Raw genomic sequence first — 23,691 nt, 5'->3', positions numbered from 1 at the left:
GCACAAAAAAACCGCCCGGAGGCGGTTTTTTAGAACTCGAAGAACTTAACCTTCGATCGGGTAGGCAGGCAGTGCTGACTTGGTCATCTGCTGAAGCAGACGAACAACCTGACAGCTGTAGCCGAACTCATTGTCGTACCAAACGTACAGTACGCAGGAGTCGCCTTCACCGCTAACGATAGTCGCCAGACCATCAACCACACCGGCAGCACGGGAACCAACAAAGTCGGTGGATACCGCTTCGGGTGAGTTGCTGTAATCAACCTGTTTCTGCAGGCCGGAGTGCAGCGCCGTGTCACGCAGGAAGTCGTTCAGCTCTTCCACGTTGGTGGCATTTTCCAGGTTCAGGTTCAGGATCGCCATGGAAACGTTCGGGGTCGGAACCCGGATCGCGTTACCGGTCAGCTTGCCTTCCATCTCAGGCATCGCCTTGGAAACCGCCTTCGCTGCACCGGTTTCGGTCAGAACCATGTTCAGCGCCGCTGAACGACCACGACGATCACCTTTGTGGTAGTTGTCGATCAGATTCTGGTCATTGGTGTAAGCATGAACGGTTTCAACATGACCGTTCTTAACACCGAACTTGTCGTGAACCGCTTTCAGTACCGGCGTGATCGCGTTGGTGGTACAGGACGCCGCGGACAGGATGGTATCTTCGGCTTCGATATCGCCGTTGTTAACACCCATGACGATGTTCTTAACGCCTTTACCCGGAGCAGTCAGGATAACCCGTGAAGCGCCGGTAGCACGCAGGTGCAAAGACAGACCGTCGTGGTCACGCCACTTACCGGTGTTGTCGATGATAACGGCGTTGCTGATGCCGTAAGCGGTGTAATCGATGGTGTCCGGCGCATCGGCGTAGATCACCTTGATCACGTTGCCGTTGGCGGTGATGGTGTTGTTCTCTTCATCAACGCTGACGGTACCCAGGAAGGAACCGTGCACGGAGTCACGACGCAGCAGGTTGGCACGCTTCTCCAGATCGCCACCCTGACCGCGAACCACAATGGCGCGCAGACGCAAGCTGTGACCACCGCCGGTCTTGTCGATCAGCAGACGGGCCAGCAGACGGCCGATACGACCGAAACCGTACAGAACCACATCGGTCGGTTGAGCTTCGTCACCGTTGGACAGCGCACCGGACAGCTCCTGATTCAGGAATGCTTCGATCGACTGACCATTGCCTTCCTTGCGATATTTGACCGCCAGTTTGCCGATATCGATATGGGCACGGCCCAGATCCATGTTGTCCATCGCCTGCAGGATCGGGAAGGTGTCGTGTACGGACAGCTCTTCGCCTTCAACCTGACGCACATATTTATGGGCTTTCAGGATGTTGATCACAGAACGGTTAACAATGATCTTACCGTAGATAGAAGACTGAACTTCACGGTCACGGTACAGGCGACCGACAACCGGGATCATCGATTCTGCAACGGCCTCACGCTCTTTCCAATCGGCGAAAACTTGCTCTTGACTCACGGGTTCACTCCAATGTCGTCAGGATGAAAAATTTGGAGGCGGTATTATGCGCTTTTCTCCCCCACCGGGCAAACCGGCCGATGCAGTACTTTAGCCGTGCTCTTCGCCCCACAGCCCTGTTATCCCGGGCCATTCATCCTGCAAATAACGAACATAGACGAGCAGAAGTTTTTCGGCGCCTTCAATGATTGTGATGCCCGCACCCTTTATCCGTTGAATCCACTCCGAAATCACCTCGCATCTGACGCTCGGGCTCTATTCCCGCAGCGGCAGATAGATATCCGTCAACAACGCCTCCGGTGCGACTTCACGCGGATTGTTCAGATAGTCTTCGAAGCAGGGCTGATCGCCCAACTCCTCCCCGGACTGGGGTAACCAGACACTGAACAACCAGTGATACGCCTGTTGCAGTCCTGCATAAGGGCCTTTGAAACGCAAAACAGCGTATCGCCCGGCAGCCACTTCCAAGGATTCAAGGTCTTCCGGGATCACCAGCCCATGATCGGGTTTAAGGACGGCACAAGCATGGGATCGCAGATCCTGCGGTGCCACACAGGAGGGGTCATCATGATAAATCCCGATCACGGTCGTCAGGTGAGGCCAGGCATTTGCCTGCATCAGCCAGCCGTTGAGTTTCTCAAAGGCCTGACCGATCTCCATGTAGGGCCCCCGATGCAACAATCCGACCATCGCGATCGGCTGCTCGACCCGTTCAATCCTGACATTCATAGTTGTCTCCGAAGTCATCGTCTCGCTCTCCTTGGCCGTCATGGCCAACACAAACGCGGAATGGCTGCCCTTGGCGCGAAAACGCGCAGGCGGCATGCCGTAGACCTGACTAAACACACGGTTGAAGGACGATAAAGCGCTATAACCGGAAGACCTGGCGATCTGTTCCACCGTTAATTCTGTATTGATCAGCCTTGCCGCCGCCCGATGCAGCCGCAACCGCTTGACCGTCGCCGCCAGCGTTTCACCGCAGATCGCCTGATAAACTCGGTGCCAGTGGGTCGGCGACATATGGGCAATATCGGCCAGACGATTCAGATCGAGCGGCTCATCGAGATGTTCGTAGATATAATCAACAACCCGCTGAAAACGGGCTTGATAGTGATGACGTTCAACCATTCGCCCAGCTCTCGCTATCCAACCTGAAACCGCAAGCTACCACGAGCCGGTTTAACAATTCTTGCGTTTTCCCCCCCCGACAAAAGCGCCGCCCTGCCTGCTTCAGTTTGTCTCCCAGTATGGTCGCAGCGAATAGAATCCGAATTGCGGATTCGCACGATACGGCTACAATGCCTTGCTCTGCCACCACTCGTTAGTTTTCAAGACAATCCATGCCATTGCTCCTCAGCTCCAGCCTCCCGGCCATCACAGCCTCAAAAACCCGTTATATCGACAATCTCAGCGGAAGCTCCGCCGGCTTGCTGCTGGCCGAATTGGCCGATCAACATTCGGGCTTGACCCTGATTGTCAGCCGCAACGTCGAATCGGCCATTCAACTGGAGGCCGCGCTCGGCTTTTTCCGCCCGCAACTGGAACTGTTGAGCCTCCCGGATTGGGAGACACTGCCGTACGACAACTTCTCTCCCCATCAGGACATCACCTCACAAAGATTGGCCTGCCTGAATCGACTGCCCCAGTTGAAACAGGCCGTGCTGATCGTTCCGGCCACGACCCTGATGCAGCGGCTGCCGCCACGCAGCTTTATCGCCGCCCATTCGCTGGTGATGGACAAGGGGCAGATCTTGGATCTGGAGCAGTTGCGGCGCAACCTGGCCGATAATGGCTACCGTGCCGTGGATACGGTCTACGAGCATGGCGAATTTGCCGTACGGGGATCGATTCTCGACATCTTCCCGATGGGCTCCAGCTTCCCCTACCGGATCGACCTGTTCGACGACGAGATCGACAGCCTGCGCACCTTCGACCCGGAGAATCAGCGCTCCATCGAGCAGGTTGATTCCGTCCGTCTGCTCCCGGCACGGGAATTCCCGCTGGATAAAACCGCCATCGCCCATTTCCGCCAACAGTGGCGCGAGCGCTTTGATGTCGACCCACGCCACTGCCCGGTTTATCAGGATATCAGCAACGCCATCGCGCCGGCCGGGATCGAGTATTACCAATCGCTGTTCTTCGAGCAGACGGCCAGCCTGATCGATTTTCTGCCGCAAGGTACCCAGCTGCTGACCGAGCAAGGGCTGGAAGAAGGGCTCAAGGAGTTCTGGAGCGAAGTCGAGAGCCGCTACGAGAGTCGCCGCTACGATATCGAACGCCCTATCCTCGCCCCCCACGAAGCCTTTATCGCGCAGGAACTGGTGTTCGCCGGCCTAAAAACCCTGCCCCGCACCGATTTCAGCCTGACATCCGTCGCCCGTAAGCACGGCCATCAACCGCCGTTGCAGGCGCCGCCGGAACTGCCGGTCAATGCCAAGGCCGATCAACCGCTGAGCAAGCTGCAACTGCACCTGAGCCAATCCGGGCACCGCACCCTGCTGCTGGCCGAATCCGCCGGTCGCCGCGAAGCCCTGCTGGAGCTACTGCAGCGCTACAACCTGAACCCCGAACCGGTCGACAGCTGGCAGCAGTTTGTCGCAACGGACGCTCCGCTGACGATCCTGGTCGGACCGCTGCAGCAGGGGCTGGCATTGCCCGAAGCCCAACTGGAGATCATTACCGAAAGCCAACTGTTCGGCCAACGGGTGATGCAGAGCCGCCGCAGACAGAAGGCTTCCGACAATACCGATCTGATCTTCCGCAACCTGACCGAACTCCAGATCGGCGCCCCGGTGGTCCACGACCAGCACGGCATCGGTCGCTACCTCGGCCTGCAGACCCTGGAGCTGGAGGGCCAGGCCAACGAATTCCTGACCCTGGAGTACGCCGATGGCGCCAAGCTCTATGTGCCGGTTTCCTCGCTGCACCTGATCTCCCGCTACTCCGGTGCCTCCGATACCCTGGCGCCACTGCACAAGCTGGGAACCGAACAGTGGAGCAAGGCCAAGCGCAAGGCGCAGGAGAAGATCCGCGATACCGCCGCCGAGCTGCTCGATATCTACGCCCGCCGCGCCGCCCGCGAAGGCAAGCAGTTCAAACTCAGCGATACCGACTACCGCATCTTCGCCGACGACTTCCCGTTTGAAGAGACCCCGGATCAGGAACTGGCAATCGATGCAGTGATCCGTGACATGACCGCACCGACCCCGATGGATCGCCTGGTTTGTGGCGACGTCGGCTTCGGCAAGACCGAAGTGGCACTGCGAGCAGCCTTCGTGGCGGTTCAGAACGGCTTCCAGGTCGCGATCCTGGCACCGACCACGCTGCTGGCCCAGCAGCATTACCAGACCTTCGCCGATCGCTTTGCCGACTGGCCGGTCAATGTCGAAGTGTTATCGCGATTCCGTACCGGTGCCCAGACCAACAAGACCATTCAGGGTCTCAACGAGGGCCGGGTCGATATCGTCGTCGGCACCCACAAGCTGCTTTCCAGCCAGATCGACTTCAAGGCGCTGGGGCTGCTGATTATCGACGAAGAACACCGATTCGGCGTCGGCCAGAAAGAGAAGATCAAACAGCTGCGGGCCAGCGTCGATATCCTGACCCTGACCGCCACCCCGATCCCGAGAACGCTGAACATGTCGATGTCGGGCATTCGGGATCTGTCGATCATCGCCACCCCGCCGGCCAAGCGCCTGTCGGTCAAAACCTTCGTCCGGGAGAAAGATCGTGCCCTGGCCAAGGAGGCGATTCTGCGGGAGCTGCTTCGTGGCGGCCAGGTTTACTACCTGCACAACGAAGTCAAAACCATCGACAATATCGCCCGCGAGCTGGCCGAACTGGTACCTGAAGCACGAATCGCCATCGGTCACGGCCAGATGCGCGAGCGCGAACTCGAGCAGGTGATGTCGGATTTCTACCACAAGCGCTACAACGTGCTCGTCTGCACCACCATCATCGAGACCGGCATCGATATCCCCAACGCCAACACCATCATTATCGAACGCGCCGACAAGTTCGGCCTGGCTCAGTTACACCAGTTGCGCGGCCGGGTGGGTCGCTCCCACCATCAGGCCTACGCTTACCTGCTGACGCCCCATAAGAAGGCGATGACCGGCGACGCCCTCAAGCGCCTGGAGGCGATTGAGGCGGCCGATACCCTCGGCGCCGGCTTCACTCTGGCGACCCATGACCTGGAGATCCGCGGTGCCGGCGAACTACTCGGGGACGAACAGAGCGGTCAGATGGAAGGCATCGGCTACTCGCTGTATATGGAGCTACTCGAAGAGGCGATCGAATCGATCAAGGCTGGCAAGACGCCGGGAATGGAGCGGCCGCTGCGCCACGGTGCCGAGGTCAATCTACGCCTGCCGGCGCTGATTCCGGACGACTACCTGCCCGACGTTCACAACCGTCTGGTGCTGTATAAGCGGATCTCCGGCGCCAAGAACAGCGACGAGCTCAAGGAGCTGCAGGTGGAGATGATCGATCGGTTCGGCATGCTGCCGGAACCGCTGAAAAACCTGTTCCGCCAGACCCGATTGAAACTCAAGGCCCAACCGTTGGGGATCACCAAAATCGATGCCGGCGCCGACAGCGGCCGATTCGAATTTGCCGCTGAAACATCGGTGGACCCGCTGGTGTTGGTCAAGCTGGTACAAACCCGACCACAAACCTATGGACTGGACGGCGGCAACCGGCTTAAATTCAAGCTCGACATGGGCGATGCCGAGCAACGCTTCCAGGCGCTCGAACGCTTAATTCAGCAGATCAGCCCCAGCTAAGGGAAACAGGACCACTATGAATCCCACTTTTGTCGGCAGCACTCGCCGGACCGGATCAAATTTCATCGCCAAGATGGCGGCGCTGTCTCTGCTTGTCTTCGGTCTCAACATTGGCACGCTTCAGGCCCAACAGACCGAACTCGCCGCCAAGAAGGTCTACTGGTATCAGGTTGAACTGCTGGTCTTCACCCAACCCGCGAATACGCTGGAAGCCGAATACTGGGACGAAAAACTGCGCCCAAGCTTCGATACCAATGCCATTCAACTGCTCAGCCCGGAACGACTTCGCGATCTCCCTAACCGCGCCGAATCCGCTACAGCAACCACCGACGGTCGTCCGACGCCGCTGCGTCAGGAATACAGTGATGGGGCTTTCGTGCTGGTGAAGCCAAGCCAGCGCCTGAAAATCGATGATGACGAAGAACCGATCGCCCCGATCAGCCGTAAACGCTTGCGCCAGGGCGGCCACCGCATTCTGCTGGACGCAACCTGGAATCAACCGGTCCATGATCCGGGTAAGAACCGAGCTATCGCGATTCGTGGTGGTGAGCGGCTCAACAACGGCCTGTTCGAGTTGGAGGGCCAGCTAACCCTGTCGCTGGCACGTTTTCTCCATCTGCACCCCAACCTGTTTCTAAGCCGCCCACTTCCGGCTGACTGGCAACCACGGCATCCTGCCGCCCTCACACCCGCCACATCGGTTTCCGACCCAGTGGCCACGACGGCGGAGGCTACTGATCTCAACGCCGAGACCGACAGCAACAGTATCGCCATCAATAGCCAGACCATCCCGACACAGCCGTCGGAGTCGGCCGAGATCAACACTGACGGCTACCTGACCACCCGACTGGATCAACCCCGCCGGATGCGTCGCAACGAGCTGCATTATCTGGATCACCCCCAGTTCGGCCTACTGATTCGCTTAACACCCATCGAGCCACCGTCAGCACAAGCCGTCATTGAGGCGCCCGCCGAGACCGTCACCGCTGAAGAGCCGGAGCTAAGCGATCAGAGCCGGGGCTAAGCGACCAGGCTAAACAGCCTGTTCTTCTCTCCAGCGTGAGAAAACCTCTTCCGCTGGCGAGCGCATTTTTTCAACCAACCGTTTTTATCGACAGCTATTCGGATACGCGGTGCTCGGCCCCGCATGAAGCGATCCCATCAAGACGGCCACCCGGCCTCCGCACGGGTCAAAGCGACCTACCTGAAGAAGACCAACAACCCTGTCAGTTTAGTTTTTCTCATCTATTATCTGAAAATCCGTCGTTTGCCAAGAATGCATGGTGCGCCTAATATGCCTTCTATCGCTGATCGACGAGGGAAACCTTCAGATCGGTTTCAGTTGAATCAACTTGTTATCCGTGCAATTTGATTCAACTGAGACCCTTTCGGTCTTCAGCGTACACACCTGCGAAAGCAATTGTGTGATGTTTATCCTCATCATTCTTTAGACGATCTTTTGCGTCCAAGCCCCGGTCCCCCGGGGCTTTTTGTTTTTGACTGCCAACATCTCTCCTTTATTAAAAATCTCCCTATCAGGTTGCGCACTCTCGGCCATCTGATGGCATAAAGTCAGCATTGATCACGTCCTGATCAAAATCCCGTCGCGGTGTCCAACCTAACGACTATTCTTTATCCAAACAGCATGAATAATCCCTCTAGATTCATCTGTTAACGGAACTCAGTGAGGGTTTCAGGCTCGAACCACCTACGACTTGTTTGATAAGCTCAGACGTTCTGATTGCATAATTTCCGGATCGAAGTCACGGATAAGGATCCCAGGCATGGTCGCCCCGATTAAAACTGCTCTGCTGAGCCTCGTACTGCTCGTTACCACACAGGCCCCCTTGGCCATGGCTGCCGAACCTCAGCCTCAACATGCCATCGCCATGCATGGAACCCCCAAATACCCGGCCGACTTTGATCATTTCAACTACACCAATCCCGATGCCCCCAAAGGCGGCATCGTCAGGCGCTGGGCATTGGGCACCTTCGACAGCTTCAATCCCTTTATCATCAAGGGCACCCCGGCTGCCGGCGTCGGCCTGATCTACGACAGCCTGATGGTTAAGTCGGAAGACGAACCCTTCAGTCAATACGGTCTGCTGGCCGAGTCGGTCGTTATGCCTGAAGACCGCAGCTGGATTCGCTTTAAAATCCGTGAAGCGGCCCGCTTCAGTGACGGCAAACCGGTCACCAGCGACGATGTGATCTACAGCTTTAAGTTGCTACGCGAGCAGGGCAACCCGTTCTACCGCGCCTACTATGCCGATATCGAAGCAATCGAAGCGATCGATGATCGAACCGTCGAATTTCGCTTCAAGCCGAGTCAAAACCGCGAACTGCCGCTGATCGTCGGTGAGGTTGCGATTCTACCCAAACACTACTGGCAGGATCGCGACTTCAGCAGCCCCAGCCTGGAAGTACCTGTAGGCTCCGGTCCCTACCTGATCGACAGCTACGATCCCGGCCGCGCCTTGACCTATCGGCTGCGTGACGATTATTGGGGGCACGATCTGCCGGTTAACCGTGGGCGTCATAATTTCGGCCAGCTACGTTACGACTATTACCGCGATACCACCGTAGCGCTGGAGGCCTTCAAAGCCGGCGAGTACGATTTCCGACAGGAGACCTCATCGAAAAACTGGGCCACCAGCTACAACGGCCCGATGTTCGATAACGATAAGATCCTCCGCGATGAGATTCGCCACAGCAATCCCACCGGCATGCAGGCCTTTATCCTGAATTCGCGCCGCCCGCTGTTTGCTGACAGCCGGGTTCGCCAGGCGCTGGCCTACGCCTTCGACTTCGAGTGGACCAACAAAAACATCTTCTACAACGCCTACACCCGAACCCACAGCTATTTTTCCAACTCGGAAATGGCCGCCACCGAGCTACCCGACGCCGAAGAACTGAAGATTCTTGAGCCGATACGCGATCAGCTGCCGACGGAGGTATTTACCCAGGTCTACCGTGCACCGAACACCGACGGCAGCGGCAAACTACGCCAGCAGTTGCGCCAGGGGCTGCGACTGCTGAAGCAGGCCGGATGGCAGATCAAGCAGGGAAAACTGACCAACGCCAATGGCCAGACTTTCAACTTCGAGCTGCTGCTGGTGCAGAAAGAGTTTGAACGGGTGGTGGCCCCCTTTATCCGCAACCTGAAGAAGATGGGGATCGATGTCCGGATCCGGATCGTCGATGTGTCCCAATATATCAACCGCCTGCGTAGCTTCGACTACGACATGATGGTGTATAGCTACGGCCAGTCGAACTCACCCGGAAACGAGCAGCGAGAGTTCTGGCACTCGGACATGGCCGATATTCAGGGTAGCCGTAACCTGATAGGGATTAAAAACCCGGCGATCGACTATCTGGTCGATCAGGTGATCAGCGCGCCGAGCCGTGAGCAGCTGGTGCTGCGCACCCGGGCGCTGGACCGGGCGCTGCAATGGAATCATTACCTGATTCCCCAGTACCACATCAACAGCTACCGGATCGCCTACTGGGACAAATTCGGCATGCCGGACACCCGCCCACTCTACTCACTCGGTTTTGATACCTGGTGGCTGAAGCCCGGCGCTGACAGCAATGGAGGCAGCCACCCCTGATGGCTGCCTATATCTTCCGTCGCCTGCTGCTGATCATTCCAACGCTGCTGGGCATTCTCACGATCAACTTCATCATCATCCAGGCCGCACCGGGCGGCCCGGTGGAGCAGACCATCGCCCACCTGCAGGGTCTCAACACCGATGCTACCAGCCGAATCGGCAGCTCGGTCCAGAGCGATCTGAGCCAGGGAAGCAACACCCAGAGCCTGAACGGCGAGAGCTCCGGTTACCGGGGGGCGCAGGGTCTGGATCCGAAGCTGATTGCCGAGATCGAGAAGCTCTACGGTTTCGACAAACCACCGCTGGAGCGCTTCGGCCAGATGTTGAAGAACTACCTGATGTTCGATTTCGGCCGCAGTTTCTACAGCGACAAAGGGGTGGTCGATCTGATCATCGAGAAGCTGCCGGTGTCGATCTCGCTGGGACTCTGGGCCACGCTGATCACCTACCTGGTATCGATTCCACTGGGCATCAAAAAAGCGGTCCGCGACGGCACCCCTTTCGATGTCTGGACCAGCTCGGCCATTATCGTCGGCTACGCGATCCCGAACTTCCTGTTTGCGATCCTGCTGATCGTACTGTTCGCCGGCGGCACCTATTTCGACTGGTTCCCGCTGAGGGGGCTGACCTCGCCCAATTTCGACGAGCTGAGCCTGCTCGGCAAGATCGGCGATTACTTCTGGCACATCACCCTGCCGGTGCTGGCGTCTGTGATCTCCAGCTTCGCCACCCTGACGATGCTGACCAAGAACAGCTTTCTGGACGAGATCAGCAAGCAGTATGTGCTGACAGCCCGCGCCAAGGGCTTGACCGAGAATCAGGTACTCTACGGCCACGTGTTCCGCAACGCCATGCTGCTGATCATCGCTGGCATGCCTGCCGCTTTGGTCAGCATCTTTTTTACCGGTTCGATGCTGATCGAAGTGATCTTCTCCCTCGATGGCCTGGGCCTGCTGGGTTACGAGGCGGTCATCAATCGTGACTACCCGGTGATCTTCGGCACGTTATATATCTTCACCCTGATCGGCCTGCTACTGAAACTGGTATCGGATATCTGCTATGTCATCGTCGATCCCCGGATCGATTTCGAAAGTCGGGAGGGCTGACCGCTGAAACCGCTCAACCCGATCAATCAGCGCCGATTGGCGCGCTTCAAGCAGAATCGCCGCGGCTACTGGTCACTATGGCTGCTCAGCAGCCTGTTTATCCTCAGCCTCGGCGCCGAGCTGATCGCCAACGAAAAACCGCTGCTGATCAGCTACCAGCAACAGCTCTACTATCCGCTCTGGAACGATTATGCCGAAACCCGCTTCGGTGGCGAATTCGACTCCAGCGCAGACTATAAAGACCCCTATGTTCAGGAGCTGATTGAACAACAGGGCAGCGGCTGGATGCTGTGGCCGCCGATCCGCTTCAGCTACAACACCATCAATTATGATCTGCCGGTACCGGCGCCCTCCCCACCCACCATCGAGAACTGGCTCGGCACCGATGACCAGGGGCGCGATGTACTGGCCCGGGTGATCTACGGTTTTCGGATTTCGATGCTGTTTGCGCTGATTCTGACCGCAGCCAGCTCGGTGATCGGTGTGATCGCCGGCGCAGTCCAGGGCTATTACGGCGGCAAGGTCGACCTGCTGTTCCAACGTTTTATCGAGATCTGGTCCGGCTTGCCGGTACTATTTCTGCTAATCATCTTGGCCAGTATTGTGGAGCCGAATTTCTGGTGGCTGCTGGGGATTATGCTGCTGTTCTCCTGGATGCAGCTGGTCGATGTGGTACGGGCCGAATTCCTGCGTGGCCGCAATCTAGAATACGTTCGCGCCGCCCGGGCACTGGGGCTCGGCAGTCGCCTGATCATGTTCCGCCACATCCTCCCCAACGCCATGGTGGCGACCCTGACCTTTATGCCGTTTATCTTCAACGGCTCCGTGGTCACCCTGACCGCGCTGGACTTTCTCGGCTTCGGGCTGCCGCCGGGCTCTCCATCCCTTGGAGAACTGGTGGCCCAGGGCAAGGCCAACCTGCACGCCCCCTGGTTGGGACTGAGCGCGTTTATCGTCCTGTCGGTGATGCTGACCCTGCTGATCTTTATCGGCGAAGCGGTACGGGATGCCTTTGATCCGAGGAAAGAACTGTGAATAACGCCAGCACCGACCCTTTGGTCAAAGTCCGGGATCTGCGGGTGCGATTCCACCAGCAGGGCCAGGCCACCGATGCCGTCAAAGGAGTCAGTTTCGACATCCAGGCGGGACAAACCCTGGCACTGGTGGGCGAATCCGGTTCCGGCAAGTCGGTCACGGCGCTATCGATTCTTAAGTTGCTGCGCCAGGCCGACCACCCGGGGGGCTCGATCCATTATCGTGGCCAGGATCTGTTGCAGACCGACGAAGCCAGTATGCGGCAGCTACGCGGCGACCGGATCAGCATCATCTTTCAGGAACCGATGACCTCGCTCAATCCGCTGCACACACTGGAAAAACAGATCGGTGAAACCCTGCTGCTGCACAAAGGCATGACCGGCGCTGATGCCCGTCAGCGAATTCTGGAGCTGCTGACACTGGTGGGCATCCGCGAGCCCGAAAGCCGTTTGAGCAGCTATCCCCACGAACTGTCCGGCGGCCAGCGCCAACGGGTGATGATCGCCATGGCGCTGGCCAATGAACCGGAACTCCTGATCGCGGACGAGCCCACCACGGCGCTGGATGTGACCATCGCTCAACAGATTCTGCAGCTGTTACGCGAGCTGCAACAGAAGTTGGGCATGGCGATCCTGTTGATCAGCCACGATCTCAATATCGTGCGCCGCTACGCCGATCGTGTCTGCGTGATGCACCAGGGCCTGCTGGTTGAACACAACGATACCGCCGCTCTGTTCGGCAACCCCCAGCACGATTACACCCGAATGCTGCTGGATGCTGAACCGACCGGCCAGCCCAAGCCATTGAACGGCGATGAGACGCCACTGCTGAGTACCGATCAGCTGCGGGTCTGGTTCCCCATCAAGCAAGGTTTACTCAAACGCACCGTGGACCATGTCAAAGCGGTCAACGGGGTGGATATCAGGCTGAGACCCGGCGAAACCCTGGGCATTGTCGGCGAGTCCGGATCGGGAAAGACCACCCTTGGACTGGCCATTCTGCGACTGCTGAGCAGCGAAGGCAGCGTCGAGTTCGAGGGGCAGCGAATCGACCGATTGAATCAGAAACAGTTCAAACCACTGCGACGCGAACTTCAGGTTGTGTTTCAGGACCCCTACGGCAGCCTGAGCCCGCGGATGACGATCGAGCAGATCATCAGCGAAGGGATGGAGATCCACGGTATCGGCGATCCTGGCACGCGACCACAGATGGTGGTCGAAGTCCTGCGGGAAGTGGGATTGGATGCCGATGCCTGCCAGCGTTATCCCCACGAGTTTTCCGGCGGCCAGCGACAACGGATCGCCATTGCCCGGGCACTGGTGTTGAAACCGAAACTGATTATCCTCGACGAACCCACCTCGGCGTTGGACCGCACCGTGCAGTCACAGATTATCGAGCTGCTGCGGGAATTACAGGCGCGCCACGGCTTGAGCTACCTGTTTATCAGCCATGATCTGGCGGTGGTGAAAGCACTGAGCCACCAACTGTTGGTGATGCGTGCCGGCGAAGTGGTGGAACAGGGCCCGGCACAGCAGCTGTTCGATGCCCCGGCCCACGCCTACACCCGTGAGCTGTTGCAGGCCGCTTTTACGGTTTGAGCGCGAGGAATTCAGCTCCGATCGCAGCCAGAGTCCCGTCCGCCTGCATCTCCGCCAATGTGGTTTCCAATGCCTGACGCAAGCTGTCCGGTGTCTGGCGACTGACCAGAATCCACTGCGGCACGGTTCTAAAGCGACTGGGTACGACCCGAATCGGCAGGTTTTTATGGCTGATCAGGGCGTAATTCAACCCCAGGTCATGGTAATAAAAGAATCGCACCCGCGGATTATCCGCCACCGCTTTGATGGCCCGGTTGATCTCGTTGAACAGGGCACCCGGCTCGACTCCCTGCCGCTGCAAAAAGCGCCCCGAAGAGGTTCCATCAATGATGGCGACCGCATGGTCGATCGCAGCCAGGTCGGCGAATGTCTGCGGCGTCAGGGGCTCGTCCCTGTGGGCCAGCACCACATTACTGACCTCGTATACCGGGGTACTGAGGTAGTGGAACCGGGCTTCCCGCTCGGCATTTCGACCGGCACCACAGAACAGATCGGCGGCCCCGTGTTCAATCTGCTTCAGCAACCGCTTGATCGGAACAAAGGGTTGCTGTACCTGCAGCTCAATATGGCGCTGGGCCAGGCGCTGGCTTAATTCGGCATAGATCCGATCGCATAAACCCTGACGCTGGAGGGCATTGAGAAAATACTTGGGTTGCGAATCCTGTTTTAAGGCTAAGAGAACCGAAGCCGTAGAGTCGCCTTCGGCCTGGGCTTGCACCGAGAGACTGAGAAGGATGACAACTATCGAGACTACCGACCGAAACACAGAGGCCACACCGATTCCTTTCCGACTATTGATGTTCTGTACAGGCTAGACCAACGGGCCTCCAACAGGCTCCCTTAGCCAGGATCCGGTAGCAAGCAGAGATGACCGTCGTCTGCCCGCTACGCAGAGGGATTAGATACTGAAGCCGTCCTTCAGCGGTTCAACCGGACGCTTAAACTCCTTAACGAAGTCCTGCTTTTTGACCTTTTCCGCTTGGCTTACACCCTCGGTTTCACCGGTTTTGACCAGTTTCGGCTTTGCGTCCTTACTCTCCTCCTTGCCCCCGTCCTTACTGTCCTTCTTGCTCTCGTCCTTGCCCTCTTCTACAGCCGCACCACCAAACAACAACCCCAACTCATCTCGCTGTTGAGCCAGATACAGGCTCATTTCGGTGCGTTGTTCTTCGTTGAGCTTGATTGACGGCGGCTTATCCAGCAGCAATTGATCAACCTGCTCGGCCAGTTCAAATACCTCATCCCAATGAGCCGCCTCTTCGGCAGTGGTGACCTTGATCTTTTCCTGACCATTGAGCTCGTAGATATAGACTGTTTTACGTTCAAATCGCTTTTTCATGATATTCACCTGTCCGATCCCGGACACGACTCCTCGAGGCAACTGCAAGCCAAGATTCGATAATAAGGATCGTTTACCAATCTCAGTATAGCGTTAGCATACGCTTATACAGCCGCAGCTCCAGCAATAACCGGTCGATAGCTGATCCAGGTCAGAGAAAAAAATCCAGAATTAAAACGAATGTTTCAGTCGGTGTTAGCGGCAATGAAGCGGCTAGCGGCTGATCAGAGTTAAGCAACGCCAGTACCGGATTGGTGACGGATTCAACGCCACGGATCATGACTCAGATGATAGACGACTCAACGGTCATAGCCGCCGAATCAGGAACGGGTAAGCCCCCAACAACAAATGTCAATTTATTTTGACGAAGATATCAATATTTAGTCGCATATACCCTATAATGCTGCGCGTTCCGGCCCAAACCCAGTAAAGCGGGCTGGCTTAACAATAATATAGGGAGCATTTATGCAAGGCCTGGTTGATTTTCTCAACGGTATTATCTGGAGTCCGGCACTGATCTATCTGTGTCTGGGCGCCGGTCTGTTCTACTCCATCCTGACCCGTTTCGTTCAGGTACGTCACTTCCGGGAGATGTGGCGCCTGCTGCTGTCCAACAAAGAATCCGATAAGGGTATCTCCTCTTTCCAAGCACTGGCTGTGTCGCTGTCCGGCCGCGTCGGTACCGGTAACATTGCCGGTGTTGCTGCCGCCATCGGCTTCGGTGGTCCTGGTGCTGTCTTCTGGATGTGGGTTGTTGCCTTCCTGGGCGCAGCCACCGCCTACACCGAATCCACCCTGGCTCAGATCTACAAAGAAGAACAAGACGGTGAATACCGCGGTGGTCCGGCTTACTACATCGAGAAAGCGATGGGCCAGAAGTGGTACGCCTGGATCTTCGCTATCGCCACCATCCTGGCCTGTGGTGTCCTGCTGCCGGGTGTCCAGTCCAACAGTATCGGTAATGCGGTTGAGCTGGCCTTCGGTCCGGGTCAGATGATCCAAACCGGCATGGGCGAGCTGAGTTCTGCCAAGATCATCTCCGGTCTGGCCGTTGTGCTGATCCTGGGCTTCATCATCTTCGGTGGTGTTAAGCGAATCGCGCGCTTCACCGAGATTGTGGTTCCGTTCATGGCACTGGCTTACATCATCATCGCCTGCGTTATCGTGGCCCTGAACGTTGATCAACTGCCGGCTATCTTCGGCATGATCATCGGCGACGCCTTCACACCGATGGCGGGTGTCGGTGCAGCCATCGGTTGGGGTGTTAAGCGTGGTGTTTACTCCAACGAAGCCGGTCAGGGTACTGGCCCACACGCTGCGGCCGCTGCGGCGGTTAAGCACCCGGCTCAGCAGGGTCTGGTCCAGGCCTTCTCGGTTTACATCGATACCCTGTTCGTTTGTACCGCAACCGCGCTGATGATCCTGATCACCGGTGCCTACAACGTACACGGTGCAGGTGATGCGTTCCTGATTCAGAACGTTGCCGCCGATATCGCCGCCAACAGCCCTGCATTCACCCAGATGGCGGTTGAGAGCGTACTGCCGGGCGTCGGTAAGCCGTTTATCGCCCTGGCACTGTTCTTCTTCTCCTTCACCACCATCCTGGCGTACTACTACATCGCCGAGACCAACGTGGCTTACATTCAGCGCAGCCTGCACATTCCGGGCCTGATCTTCATGCTGAAGGTCGTTCTGATGGGCGCCACCTTCTACGGCGCAATCAAGACTGCCAACCTGGCATGGGGCATGGGTGACGTCGGTGTTGGCCTGATGGCATGGCTGAACATCATCGGTATCCTGATCATCTTCTTCATGGCCAAGCCGGCCCTGAAGGCGCTGAAGGATTACGAAGCGCAGCAGAAAGCAGGCGTTACCGAGTACACGTTCGATCCTGAAAAGCTTGGCATCAAGAATGCTGACTTCTGGAGCAAGAAGCAGGGTCAAGCGAGCAAAGACGAAGCCGCCCCGGGAAGCGCCCCGGCCAAGGCCTAATCAACGCTTAAGCTGTTAAACAAGGGCTGCCTCAGGGCGGCCTTTTTTGTGGTCGCTTATCTGGGATGTGAGCCAGCGGTGCCACCCGGACTATGGCTCTGACTCGCCGAAGACGTAAAAAAAGACCGCCCCATCGGGCGGTCTGCTTATCGAGCACCAGAGCCTGGCGTGATCGGCTTACTACGCCTGGGTCTGACGCTTGTCACGGGCATGGAACACATAACCGATCAGGTTCATCAGCACCTGGGCCGCCAGAATGCAGGTCGAGCCGGTCGGATCATAGTCGGGAGCCACTTCGCACAGATCGATACCCACGACCTCGCCTTTGTTGGCGACCCCCTGCAACACCTCCATCACCTCGTAGTAGGTGAAACCGCCATGGCTCGGCGTGCCGGTACCGGGTGCGATCGACGGATCAAAACCATCGATGTCGATGGTGATGTAGTAGTTAACCCCTTCCGGAATCAGCGCCAGCACCCCTTCCGGTCCTAGGCGGCGTACGTCACGTACCGACAGCACCGTCGACCCTGCGGCTTCAGCGGCTTGATGATCGTTACGGTTGGAGGAGGACACATTGCCGGCCTTCTTCATCTATCTGCCCGATCTGAGCCTGCAGGTGCTGGTGCAGCAGATGATCGGCGGGGTAAAACCGGCCGCCTTGATCGCAGTACCGATGTTTATCCTGGCCGCCGATATCATCACCCGGGGCCATTCCGCCGCCCGTTCGTGGATGTGATTCGGGGCGTGCCGCCGTTCCTGGTGATCCTGTTCGGGGTGACCGTGGCGATGGTGCTGTTTCCGCAGATCGCCCTGGGACTTCGCGACCTGGCCTTCCGCTGATCTCCATGGTGCCTCCCTTGTGGTCGCACCCTTTGCTTGCCGGATCCTTCGGGATCTGGCTTTTTTGTTGGTTTGAGCGAAGGGACAAACGGATCAGATCTGATAATCGCTAATCTGGCCGTCGATGCTGAACAGATCGCCATCCGCCGCGTTGTATAACAGGGCTTCAAACTCCTCTGCGCTGACGGGAGGGCGGAAATAGTAGCCCTGCGCCTGAACACAGTTGGCATTGAGTAAAAACGCCGCCTGTTGCGATGTTTCGACCCCTTCGGCAACGACATTCAGCTGTAAGCTCTCCGCCAACGCCAGCACGGCTTTGACGATGGCACAGTCACTGGGGTCATCCGGGATGTCCCGGACAAAGGAGCGATCGATCTTCAGGGTGCCGACCGGCAGTTGCTTCAGGTAGGCCAGCGAAGAATAGCCGGTTCCGAAGTCGTCGATCGCCAGCGACACACCCATCAAGCGTAGCTCTTCCAGGGCGCTCATGACCTCATCGCTCTGCTCCATGATCAGGCTTTCGACGATCTCCATTTCGAGCCGGTCGGCAGGCAAGTTGGCCAAATGCAACGCCTCCCGGACCTGTCCGACAAACTTACCTTCGGTCAGCTGGCGCTTGGAAAAATTCACCGAGATCATCTGCAGCGGATAACCGGCATCGAGCCAGCTGCGCATCTGCTCACAGGCCCCGTTTAAGACCCACTGCCCCAGCTTGCAGATCAATCCGGTCTGCTCGGCCAGCGGAATAAACTCGTTTGGCGCCAGCCTGCCACGCTCCGGGTGTTCCCAGCGCACCAAGGCTTCAGCGCCGACGATTCGACCGGTATCCAGCCGGACCTGCGGCTGGTAATAGATCACAAACTGTTGCTGGGCAATCGCGTCCCTGAGCTGCTGCTCCAGCTCGATTCGCTGCTGGGCCTGCCGGGTGAATTCAGCGGAGTAATACCGATAGCCATTACGCCCCTGCTCCTTAACCTTATAGAGCGCTGTATCGGCGTTGCGTAACAGGGTTGAGCCTTCGGTGCCGTTGTCAGGTGCAATACTGATACCGACACTGGCGGACAGATGGAACCAGCGCCCCTCCAGCAGAAATGGCTTCTCAAACTGGGCCAGTATTTTCGACACCACCTGATCCACCCCATAACGATCATCCAGATCTTCAGCCAGTACGGTAAATTCGTCCCCCCCGATCCTGGCGATGGTGTCCTGCTCCCTCAGTCCTTCGCGCAATCGCTTGGCTACATCCACCAACAACCGATCTCCAGCGGCGTGACCCAGACTATCATTTACATGTTTGAAGTGATCCAAGTCCAAGAACATCACCGCCACGGCGTGGTGCTCACGCTTGATTCGTTTCAGCGCCTGATCCAATTTCGCCATAAACAGTAGACGGTTGGGCAACTCGGTCAGTGGGTCGTGGTGGGCCAGGTACTCAAGACGTTGCTCGGACTCCTTAACCACCGAGATATCCGAGAAAACCGCCACATAGTTGAGCAATTTGCCAGACTCGTCATGTACCTGACTGATCGACAGCCACTCCGGGAATACCTCTCCGTTTTTACGTTTGTTCCAGATCTCACCGGACCAAAAACCGTCACGCTCGAGGCTACGCCACAGGGTCGAATAAAACGCCTGGTCGTGCCGTCCGGAACTGAGGATTCTCGGTGTCTTACCCAATACATCCGCTTCAGAATAGCCGGTCAGTTTCACAAAAGCGGGATTTACCGCCACGATAGCCTGTGACGGATCGGAAATAATGATCCCCTCCTGGGTGTTCTCAAATACCGTCGCCGCCAAGCGGAGTCGCTCCTCATTCCGCATCCGCTCGCTGATGTCGCGGCGGATAATCAGCGTACCGCCATCCTGAGTACGGTATTGATCGACTTCGATCCACTGTCCCTCCCCTGTCGGATAGGTCAGCTGGCGATCGCAGCGCAGGAACCGTTCCCAACGTTCCTGAAGCCAGTGCTCCCAGCGCTCTTCGGGTATCTGGATCAGTCCGTTTTCAATCAACGCGCGGTTGAGGTCTTTGATATGCAGCCCCGGCTTCAATAGGTGAGCGATCGCCGCCGAGCCGTTACGGTAAGCGCTGTTGCACATCAATAGTCGGTGTTGGCTGTCGAACACCAGAAAGCCTTCGGTGATCGCCTCCAGCGAATCCTCCAATCGCTGCCGCAGCAAGCGGGCCTCACGATTACCCTGAACCTCCCGGGTAACATCCAGCCCTACCCCACGGTAGCCGAGAAAGCGTCCGGTTGCGTCAAAGACCGGATTGCCGCTGATACGAAATATCCGAACCTCACCATTGGGCAGATTGGCATCGTATTCAAAGTCGCGAAAAGGCTCGCGCCTTAGCAGCATCTGCTGATGTGCAAGCCACAGCTCCGAGGTCGTGTTCTGATCCATCAAATCCCAGCGGGATTTCCCGATCAGCATCTCGGGATCGACCCCCAGGTAGGTTTTCAGCGGGGCGGAAAAATAGCTGAATCGCAGATCGGCATCCATCTCCCATAGCCAGTGGGCCGCGATATCGGCGAACTCCCTGAACCGGGTCTCGCTCTCGCGTAAGGCCGCCTGCGCGTTGATCCTTTCGGAGATTTCAGCATTCAGAACGCGGGTCACCTGCTGATGGTTAAACTCACTTTGAAGCATCGCCTCAACGTAGGCCTTGACCACCGCTGCAAACTGCTTGGCCAGCTCCAAGGGTGCCGCCACGCTAACGCAAAGCAGCCGCTCTTGGCCCAAGTCCACCCCGAGATTACAGCCCTCCAGCATCACGTCGGACTGAGCGGCCAAGTCCCGAGCAACATCGAAAACATCAATTTCAGATCTGAGAATACGAGCGGCAGCCGGATGCTTGACACCGACACGCTCAGGTATCGAGGACGCGACAATCTCGCCATCCGGTCCCGACATCACCGAGATATCACAGTTGACCAGACTCGCGACCTTTAAACAGATCTGTTCGAGCCGCTCGATACTGATGGGAAGTTTCTGGCCTTGGGTGTGCGCGGTTATATTCATAGCCAGCTTCAACAGCCGCAACGGCTGCGTAAACAATGAATTGATTCATAGTTTAGCCGATCACCGATAATACCGTGGCAACGCCGCTTGATCCTTAATGATGGGAGGAAACCTTGGGGCTTATCAAGATGGCCGCAAGCACCTGGGCCATAATCACCAGACTTGTGCACTGCTGATGGCACAGCCCCTCGCTGAGAGGGGCTGTTAGCTGGGTTATAACATCAGCACCGTAGCGCCCAGCCCCACCAGGCTCAGCACCAGGGTATAGGGCAGCGCCATGATGACCATGCGCATATAAGACAGCCTTACCAGAGGAGCGACCGCCGACGTCAACAGGAACAGGAAGGCAGCCTGGCCATTGGGCGTTGCGACGCTGGGCAGATTGGTCCCCGTGTTGATCGCGATCGCCAGGGTATCGAAGTGCTGCCGGGAGATGGTGCCGGCGTCAAAGGCGGCAGCCACCTCGTTGATATAGACCGTCGCCACAAAGACGTTATCACTGATGGCCGACAGCAAGCCGTTGGCGATAAAGAACATCGCCGCCTGCCGGCTCTGGTCCATGGCCAGAACCCCTTCAATGATCGGCTTGAACAGATGCTGATCATGGATCACCGAGACGATGGTAAAAAACACCACCAACAGGGCGGTAAAGGGCATGGCCTCTTCAAATGCCTTACCGATCTGATGCTCTTCCACCACGCCGTTGAGGCTGGTAACCAAAATAATAATCGTCAGTCCGATCAGACCGACTTCGGCCAGGTGCAATGCCAGGGCAATGATCAGAAAGAGCGCCGCGGCAAACTGAACATAGAGCGCCAGCCGCTCACGGGCCGTACGTTTGGCATCTTGCTGACGGTCAAAGTCACGCAAAATATTGAATACCGTATCAGGAATCAGCGCACCGTAGCCAAACAGACTTTTCTTCTCCACCACAACCACGGTCAGCAATCCCATGACCAGTACCGGCATGGAAACCGGCGCGACATTGAGAAAAAACTCTGCAAAGTGCCAGCCCATCTTCTCGCCGATCAACAGGTTCTGGGGCTCGCCGACCAGGGTACAGACACCACCCAGTGCCGTACCGACCGCACCGTGCATCAGCAGGCTTCGCAGGAAGGCACGAAACTGCTCCAGTTCCTCACGACGCTCCTGGGCCACATGATCGTCATTTGAATGGTCATGCCCCTCGTCCATCGGCGTGCCGGAAGCCACCTTGTGGTAGACGGCATAGAAACCGACACAGGCGCTGATCAGAACAGCGGTGACCGTCAGCGCATCAAGAAACGCTGACAGGAAGGCCCCCATAAATGAAAAAAGCAGCGAGATCTTAATCTTATCTCGGACATTCAACAGCAGCTTGGTAAAGACAAACAGCAGCATGCCCTTCATGAAATAGATGCCGGCCACCATGAACATCAACAGCAGGATGACTGGGAGGTTGGCCGCCACCTCCTGATAGATCTGTTCCGGATGCGTCAGGCCAATGATGACCGCCTCGATGGCCAGCAGACCGCCCGGCTGTAGCGGATAACACTTCAGCGCCATGGCGAGGGTAAAGATAAATTCGAAGATCAGCAGCCAACCGGTTATCACCGGACCAAAGCTGATCAAAATCAGAGGGTTGAATACAAGAAAGCCGATAATGGCCGTTTTATACCAGTACGGGCTATTGCCGAGGAAATTACGCAGCAGGGCATCCCCAAAGGTGTTTACAGATTTCATGTTTGATTCTCACGACAGGTCAAACTGACAGCCGAGAACAGCCACCGACACGGGCGGCTGGCGACTCGACTGACTAGAAGGATTCCCGCCAGGCCACTTGATGTAGCCGTTCGACGGGTAGGAGATCAAACCTGGGGAGGGGCCTGGGCCCAATAGGGAAGCTGAATTCTGGCGTAAGTCTGTGAACCCCTTATCAATCCGGGTCCAGCAGCTGGAGCACCTAGAGCAACCGGTTGATCAACCGCAACCTCGCTGTCTTCGGTGTCCTCGGAAGAGGTATCGACAGAGGAAACCGTTTCCGGGCTGGAAACCACTTCCAGCAACCCGACATCGGGGACACCACCAACCGCAATCAGTAACGTGAAGCCAAACAGCAGGTAGCGTAATAAAGCCACTACAGGCACCTGTGGCAATCATGATGGGATGACAGGGTCATCGGTTGTGCTGTCAGCAAAAACAGCATTCGGATACTCCAGCGAAGGGATGAGCGAAGGACTCTCGGCCAGGAGAATAATTAGGCTCGGTCTATCGTTGACACCTTCCCCCAAACCAGGAGCAATTTTCCCCCTTCACAGCCCCCGGCAGCAAGCTGTTTTTATCAAACCAGCATCGCAAAATAACGACCGCTCCCCTGACGAGCGAGAACGTTCAAGCCGCTATCCGCCGCCCAACCATTAGGAATCCGGTTAGCAATCCTGTGATCAAGCACCCTCGCCAAATGACGGCCGAACCGGGCCTAAAACGGAAGATCGGTGCAGCAACCAGAGTTGAAAAAATCTCACCTTTTAACTGCAAAAGCATCGTTTGTAGACTTTAGTCTTAATCATTAGCATGCACCCCTCGTTACAGGTGCTGCAAGACATCAGCAAGTCACGAAGCGGGGCTCTGGCCTTTCCTGTCGATCGAATTAATAGATGAATTTTTTGAGTAAACAGTCCATGAACACCCAAGCCAGCAATATCAAAATCGACGAATTCGGCAGCATCGATCTCGCCTATTACCGCCGCCAGGGCGAACTGGCTCGGGCCGCGTTCCTCCTTCAGGGCATCAAGTCGATCTCCGGTTGGCTGAAAAGCTTGGTACGCATCGAGCGCTTCACCCCCTTCCAGTACCACCTGAACGCACGATAAGGCCTCAGTTTCTCTCGTCATTGCACTG

The 23,691-nt window shown here is 57.1% G+C and carries 16 protein-coding genes and 1 pseudogene; 9 read left to right on the top strand and 8 right to left on the bottom strand.

Going from position 1 to position 23,691, the window contains the following annotated elements; genetic code table 11:
- Positions 1-45 precede the first annotated feature (45 nt).
- Together ACO05M_RS10610 and ACO05M_RS10605 are read right to left on the bottom strand one after the other, a co-directional pair.
- Positions 46-1,482: a glyceraldehyde-3-phosphate dehydrogenase gene (locus ACO05M_RS10610; RefSeq protein WP_421862269.1), complete on the bottom strand. Its 1,437-nt coding sequence runs from the start codon at positions 1,480-1,482 to the stop codon at positions 46-48.
- 255 nt (positions 1,483-1,737) lie between these two features.
- A complete protein-coding gene (locus ACO05M_RS10605) occupies positions 1,738-2,610 on the bottom strand; it encodes an AraC family transcriptional regulator (protein WP_421862267.1) in 873 nt (290 codons plus the stop codon).
- 212 nt (positions 2,611-2,822) lie between these two features.
- Between ACO05M_RS10605 and mfd the strand changes: the two genes are divergently transcribed.
- From mfd to ACO05M_RS10575, 6 genes are all read left to right on the top strand, one after another.
- Positions 2,823-6,266, top strand: coding sequence for a transcription-repair coupling factor (gene mfd, locus ACO05M_RS10600; RefSeq protein WP_421862264.1), 3,444 nt, complete (start codon positions 2,823-2,825; stop codon positions 6,264-6,266).
- Between the two features lie 16 nt (positions 6,267-6,282).
- On the top strand, positions 6,283-7,290 hold the full coding sequence (locus tag ACO05M_RS10595; protein WP_421862261.1) for a CsiV family protein: 1,008 nt from the start codon (positions 6,283-6,285) through the stop codon (positions 7,288-7,290).
- 760 nt (positions 7,291-8,050) lie between these two features.
- Positions 8,051-9,877 carry an extracellular solute-binding protein gene (locus tag ACO05M_RS10590; RefSeq protein ID WP_421862258.1) on the top strand — a complete coding sequence of 609 codons (1,827 nt, stop codon included), beginning with the start codon at positions 8,051-8,053 and terminating at the stop codon, positions 9,875-9,877.
- Complete coding sequence (locus tag ACO05M_RS10585; protein ID WP_421862255.1) at positions 9,877-10,983, top strand: microcin C ABC transporter permease YejB; 1,107 nt, start codon at positions 9,877-9,879, stop codon at positions 10,981-10,983. Before ACO05M_RS10590 ends, ACO05M_RS10585 begins: the two co-directional genes overlap by 1 nt.
- Before the next feature lie 3 nt (positions 10,984-10,986).
- Positions 10,987-12,018, top strand: a complete 1,032-nt coding sequence (locus ACO05M_RS10580; protein WP_421870728.1) for an ABC transporter permease — start codon at positions 10,987-10,989, stop codon at positions 12,016-12,018.
- Positions 12,015-13,616, top strand: coding sequence for an ABC transporter ATP-binding protein (locus ACO05M_RS10575; RefSeq protein ID WP_421862252.1), 1,602 nt, complete (start codon positions 12,015-12,017; stop codon positions 13,614-13,616). Before ACO05M_RS10580 ends, ACO05M_RS10575 begins: the two co-directional genes overlap by 4 nt.
- On the opposite strand, the gene ACO05M_RS10570 is transcribed toward ACO05M_RS10575, so the two are convergent.
- Together ACO05M_RS10570 and ACO05M_RS10565 are read right to left on the bottom strand one after the other, a co-directional pair.
- The gene (locus tag ACO05M_RS10570; RefSeq protein WP_421862249.1) at positions 13,606-14,391 is read right to left on the bottom strand and encodes a substrate-binding periplasmic protein; all 786 of its coding nucleotides are present in this window, start codon (positions 14,389-14,391) and stop codon (positions 13,606-13,608) included. The genes ACO05M_RS10575 and ACO05M_RS10570 overlap by 11 nt on opposite strands.
- A gap of 123 nt (positions 14,392-14,514) precedes the next feature.
- Complete coding sequence (locus ACO05M_RS10565; RefSeq protein WP_421862246.1) at positions 14,515-14,955, bottom strand: YebG family protein; 441 nt, start codon at positions 14,953-14,955, stop codon at positions 14,515-14,517.
- Between the two features lie 465 nt (positions 14,956-15,420).
- On the opposite strand from ACO05M_RS10565, the gene ACO05M_RS10560 reads away from it, so the two are divergent.
- Positions 15,421-16,947 carry an alanine/glycine:cation symporter family protein gene (locus ACO05M_RS10560; protein WP_421862244.1) on the top strand — a complete coding sequence of 509 codons (1,527 nt, stop codon included), beginning with the start codon at positions 15,421-15,423 and terminating at the stop codon, positions 16,945-16,947.
- Between the two features lie 180 nt (positions 16,948-17,127).
- Here the strand turns inward: ACO05M_RS10560 and ACO05M_RS10555 are convergent, their stop codons facing one another.
- Positions 17,128-17,520: an arginase family protein gene (locus tag ACO05M_RS10555; RefSeq protein WP_421862241.1), complete on the bottom strand. Its 393-nt coding sequence runs from the start codon at positions 17,518-17,520 to the stop codon at positions 17,128-17,130.
- A 37-nt stretch (positions 17,521-17,557) separates the two neighbouring features.
- Here ACO05M_RS10555 and ACO05M_RS10550 point away from each other — a divergent pair.
- Positions 17,558-17,671 (top strand): annotated as a pseudogene (locus ACO05M_RS10550) (hypothetical protein); the annotation flags it as partial.
- A 209-nt stretch (positions 17,672-17,880) separates the two neighbouring features.
- Here the strand turns inward: ACO05M_RS10550 and ACO05M_RS10545 are convergent.
- The 3 genes from ACO05M_RS10545 to ACO05M_RS10535 form a co-directional block, all read right to left on the bottom strand.
- Positions 17,881-20,811, bottom strand: a complete 2,931-nt coding sequence (locus ACO05M_RS10545) for an EAL domain-containing protein (RefSeq protein WP_421862238.1) — start codon at positions 20,809-20,811, stop codon at positions 17,881-17,883.
- Positions 20,812-21,024: 213 nt separating this feature from the next.
- A complete protein-coding gene (nhaB, locus tag ACO05M_RS10540) occupies positions 21,025-22,533 on the bottom strand; it encodes a sodium/proton antiporter NhaB (protein ID WP_421862235.1) in 1,509 nt (502 codons plus the stop codon).
- 125 nt (positions 22,534-22,658) lie between these two features.
- The gene (locus tag ACO05M_RS10535) at positions 22,659-22,928 is read right to left on the bottom strand and encodes a hypothetical protein (RefSeq protein WP_421862233.1); all 270 of its coding nucleotides are present in this window, start codon (positions 22,926-22,928) and stop codon (positions 22,659-22,661) included.
- A gap of 543 nt (positions 22,929-23,471) precedes the next feature.
- On the opposite strand from ACO05M_RS10535, the gene ACO05M_RS10530 reads away from it, so the two are divergent.
- Positions 23,472-23,663 carry a hypothetical protein gene (locus ACO05M_RS10530; RefSeq protein WP_421862229.1) on the top strand — a complete coding sequence of 64 codons (192 nt, stop codon included), beginning with the start codon at positions 23,472-23,474 and terminating at the stop codon, positions 23,661-23,663.
- Positions 23,664-23,691 lie beyond the last annotated feature (28 nt).

This window comes from Motiliproteus sp. (assembly GCF_965230735.1).
Taxonomy (GTDB): Bacteria; Pseudomonadota; Gammaproteobacteria; order Pseudomonadales; family Balneatricaceae; genus Motiliproteus.
The sequence above is the reverse complement of the archived record's forward strand: the minus strand, read 5'-3'. Positions and strand labels throughout refer to the sequence as shown.

Bases quoted from the DNA above. Each gene is read 5' to 3' on its own strand.
- ACO05M_RS10530 (WP_421862229.1), top strand. From the start codon at position 23,472: ATGAACACCCAAGCCAGCAATATCAAAATCGACGAATTCGGCAGCATC.
- ACO05M_RS10565 (WP_421862246.1), bottom strand. From the start codon at position 14,955: ATGAAAAAGCGATTTGAACGTAAAACAGTCTATATCTACGAGCTCAAT.
- ACO05M_RS10590 (WP_421862258.1), top strand. From the start codon at position 8,051: ATGGTCGCCCCGATTAAAACTGCTCTGCTGAGCCTCGTACTGCTCGTT.
- ACO05M_RS10585 (WP_421862255.1), top strand. From the start codon at position 9,877: ATGGCTGCCTATATCTTCCGTCGCCTGCTGCTGATCATTCCAACGCTG.
- ACO05M_RS10595 (WP_421862261.1), top strand. From the start codon at position 6,283: ATGAATCCCACTTTTGTCGGCAGCACTCGCCGGACCGGATCAAATTTC.
- mfd (WP_421862264.1), top strand. From the start codon at position 2,823: ATGCCATTGCTCCTCAGCTCCAGCCTCCCGGCCATCACAGCCTCAAAA.
- ACO05M_RS10545 (WP_421862238.1), bottom strand. From the start codon at position 20,811: ATGAATATAACCGCGCACACCCAAGGCCAGAAACTTCCCATCAGTATC.
- nhaB (WP_421862235.1), bottom strand. From the start codon at position 22,533: ATGAAATCTGTAAACACCTTTGGGGATGCCCTGCTGCGTAATTTCCTC.
- ACO05M_RS10605 (WP_421862267.1), bottom strand. From the start codon at position 2,610: ATGGTTGAACGTCATCACTATCAAGCCCGTTTTCAGCGGGTTGTTGAT.
- ACO05M_RS10560 (WP_421862244.1), top strand. From the start codon at position 15,421: ATGCAAGGCCTGGTTGATTTTCTCAACGGTATTATCTGGAGTCCGGCA.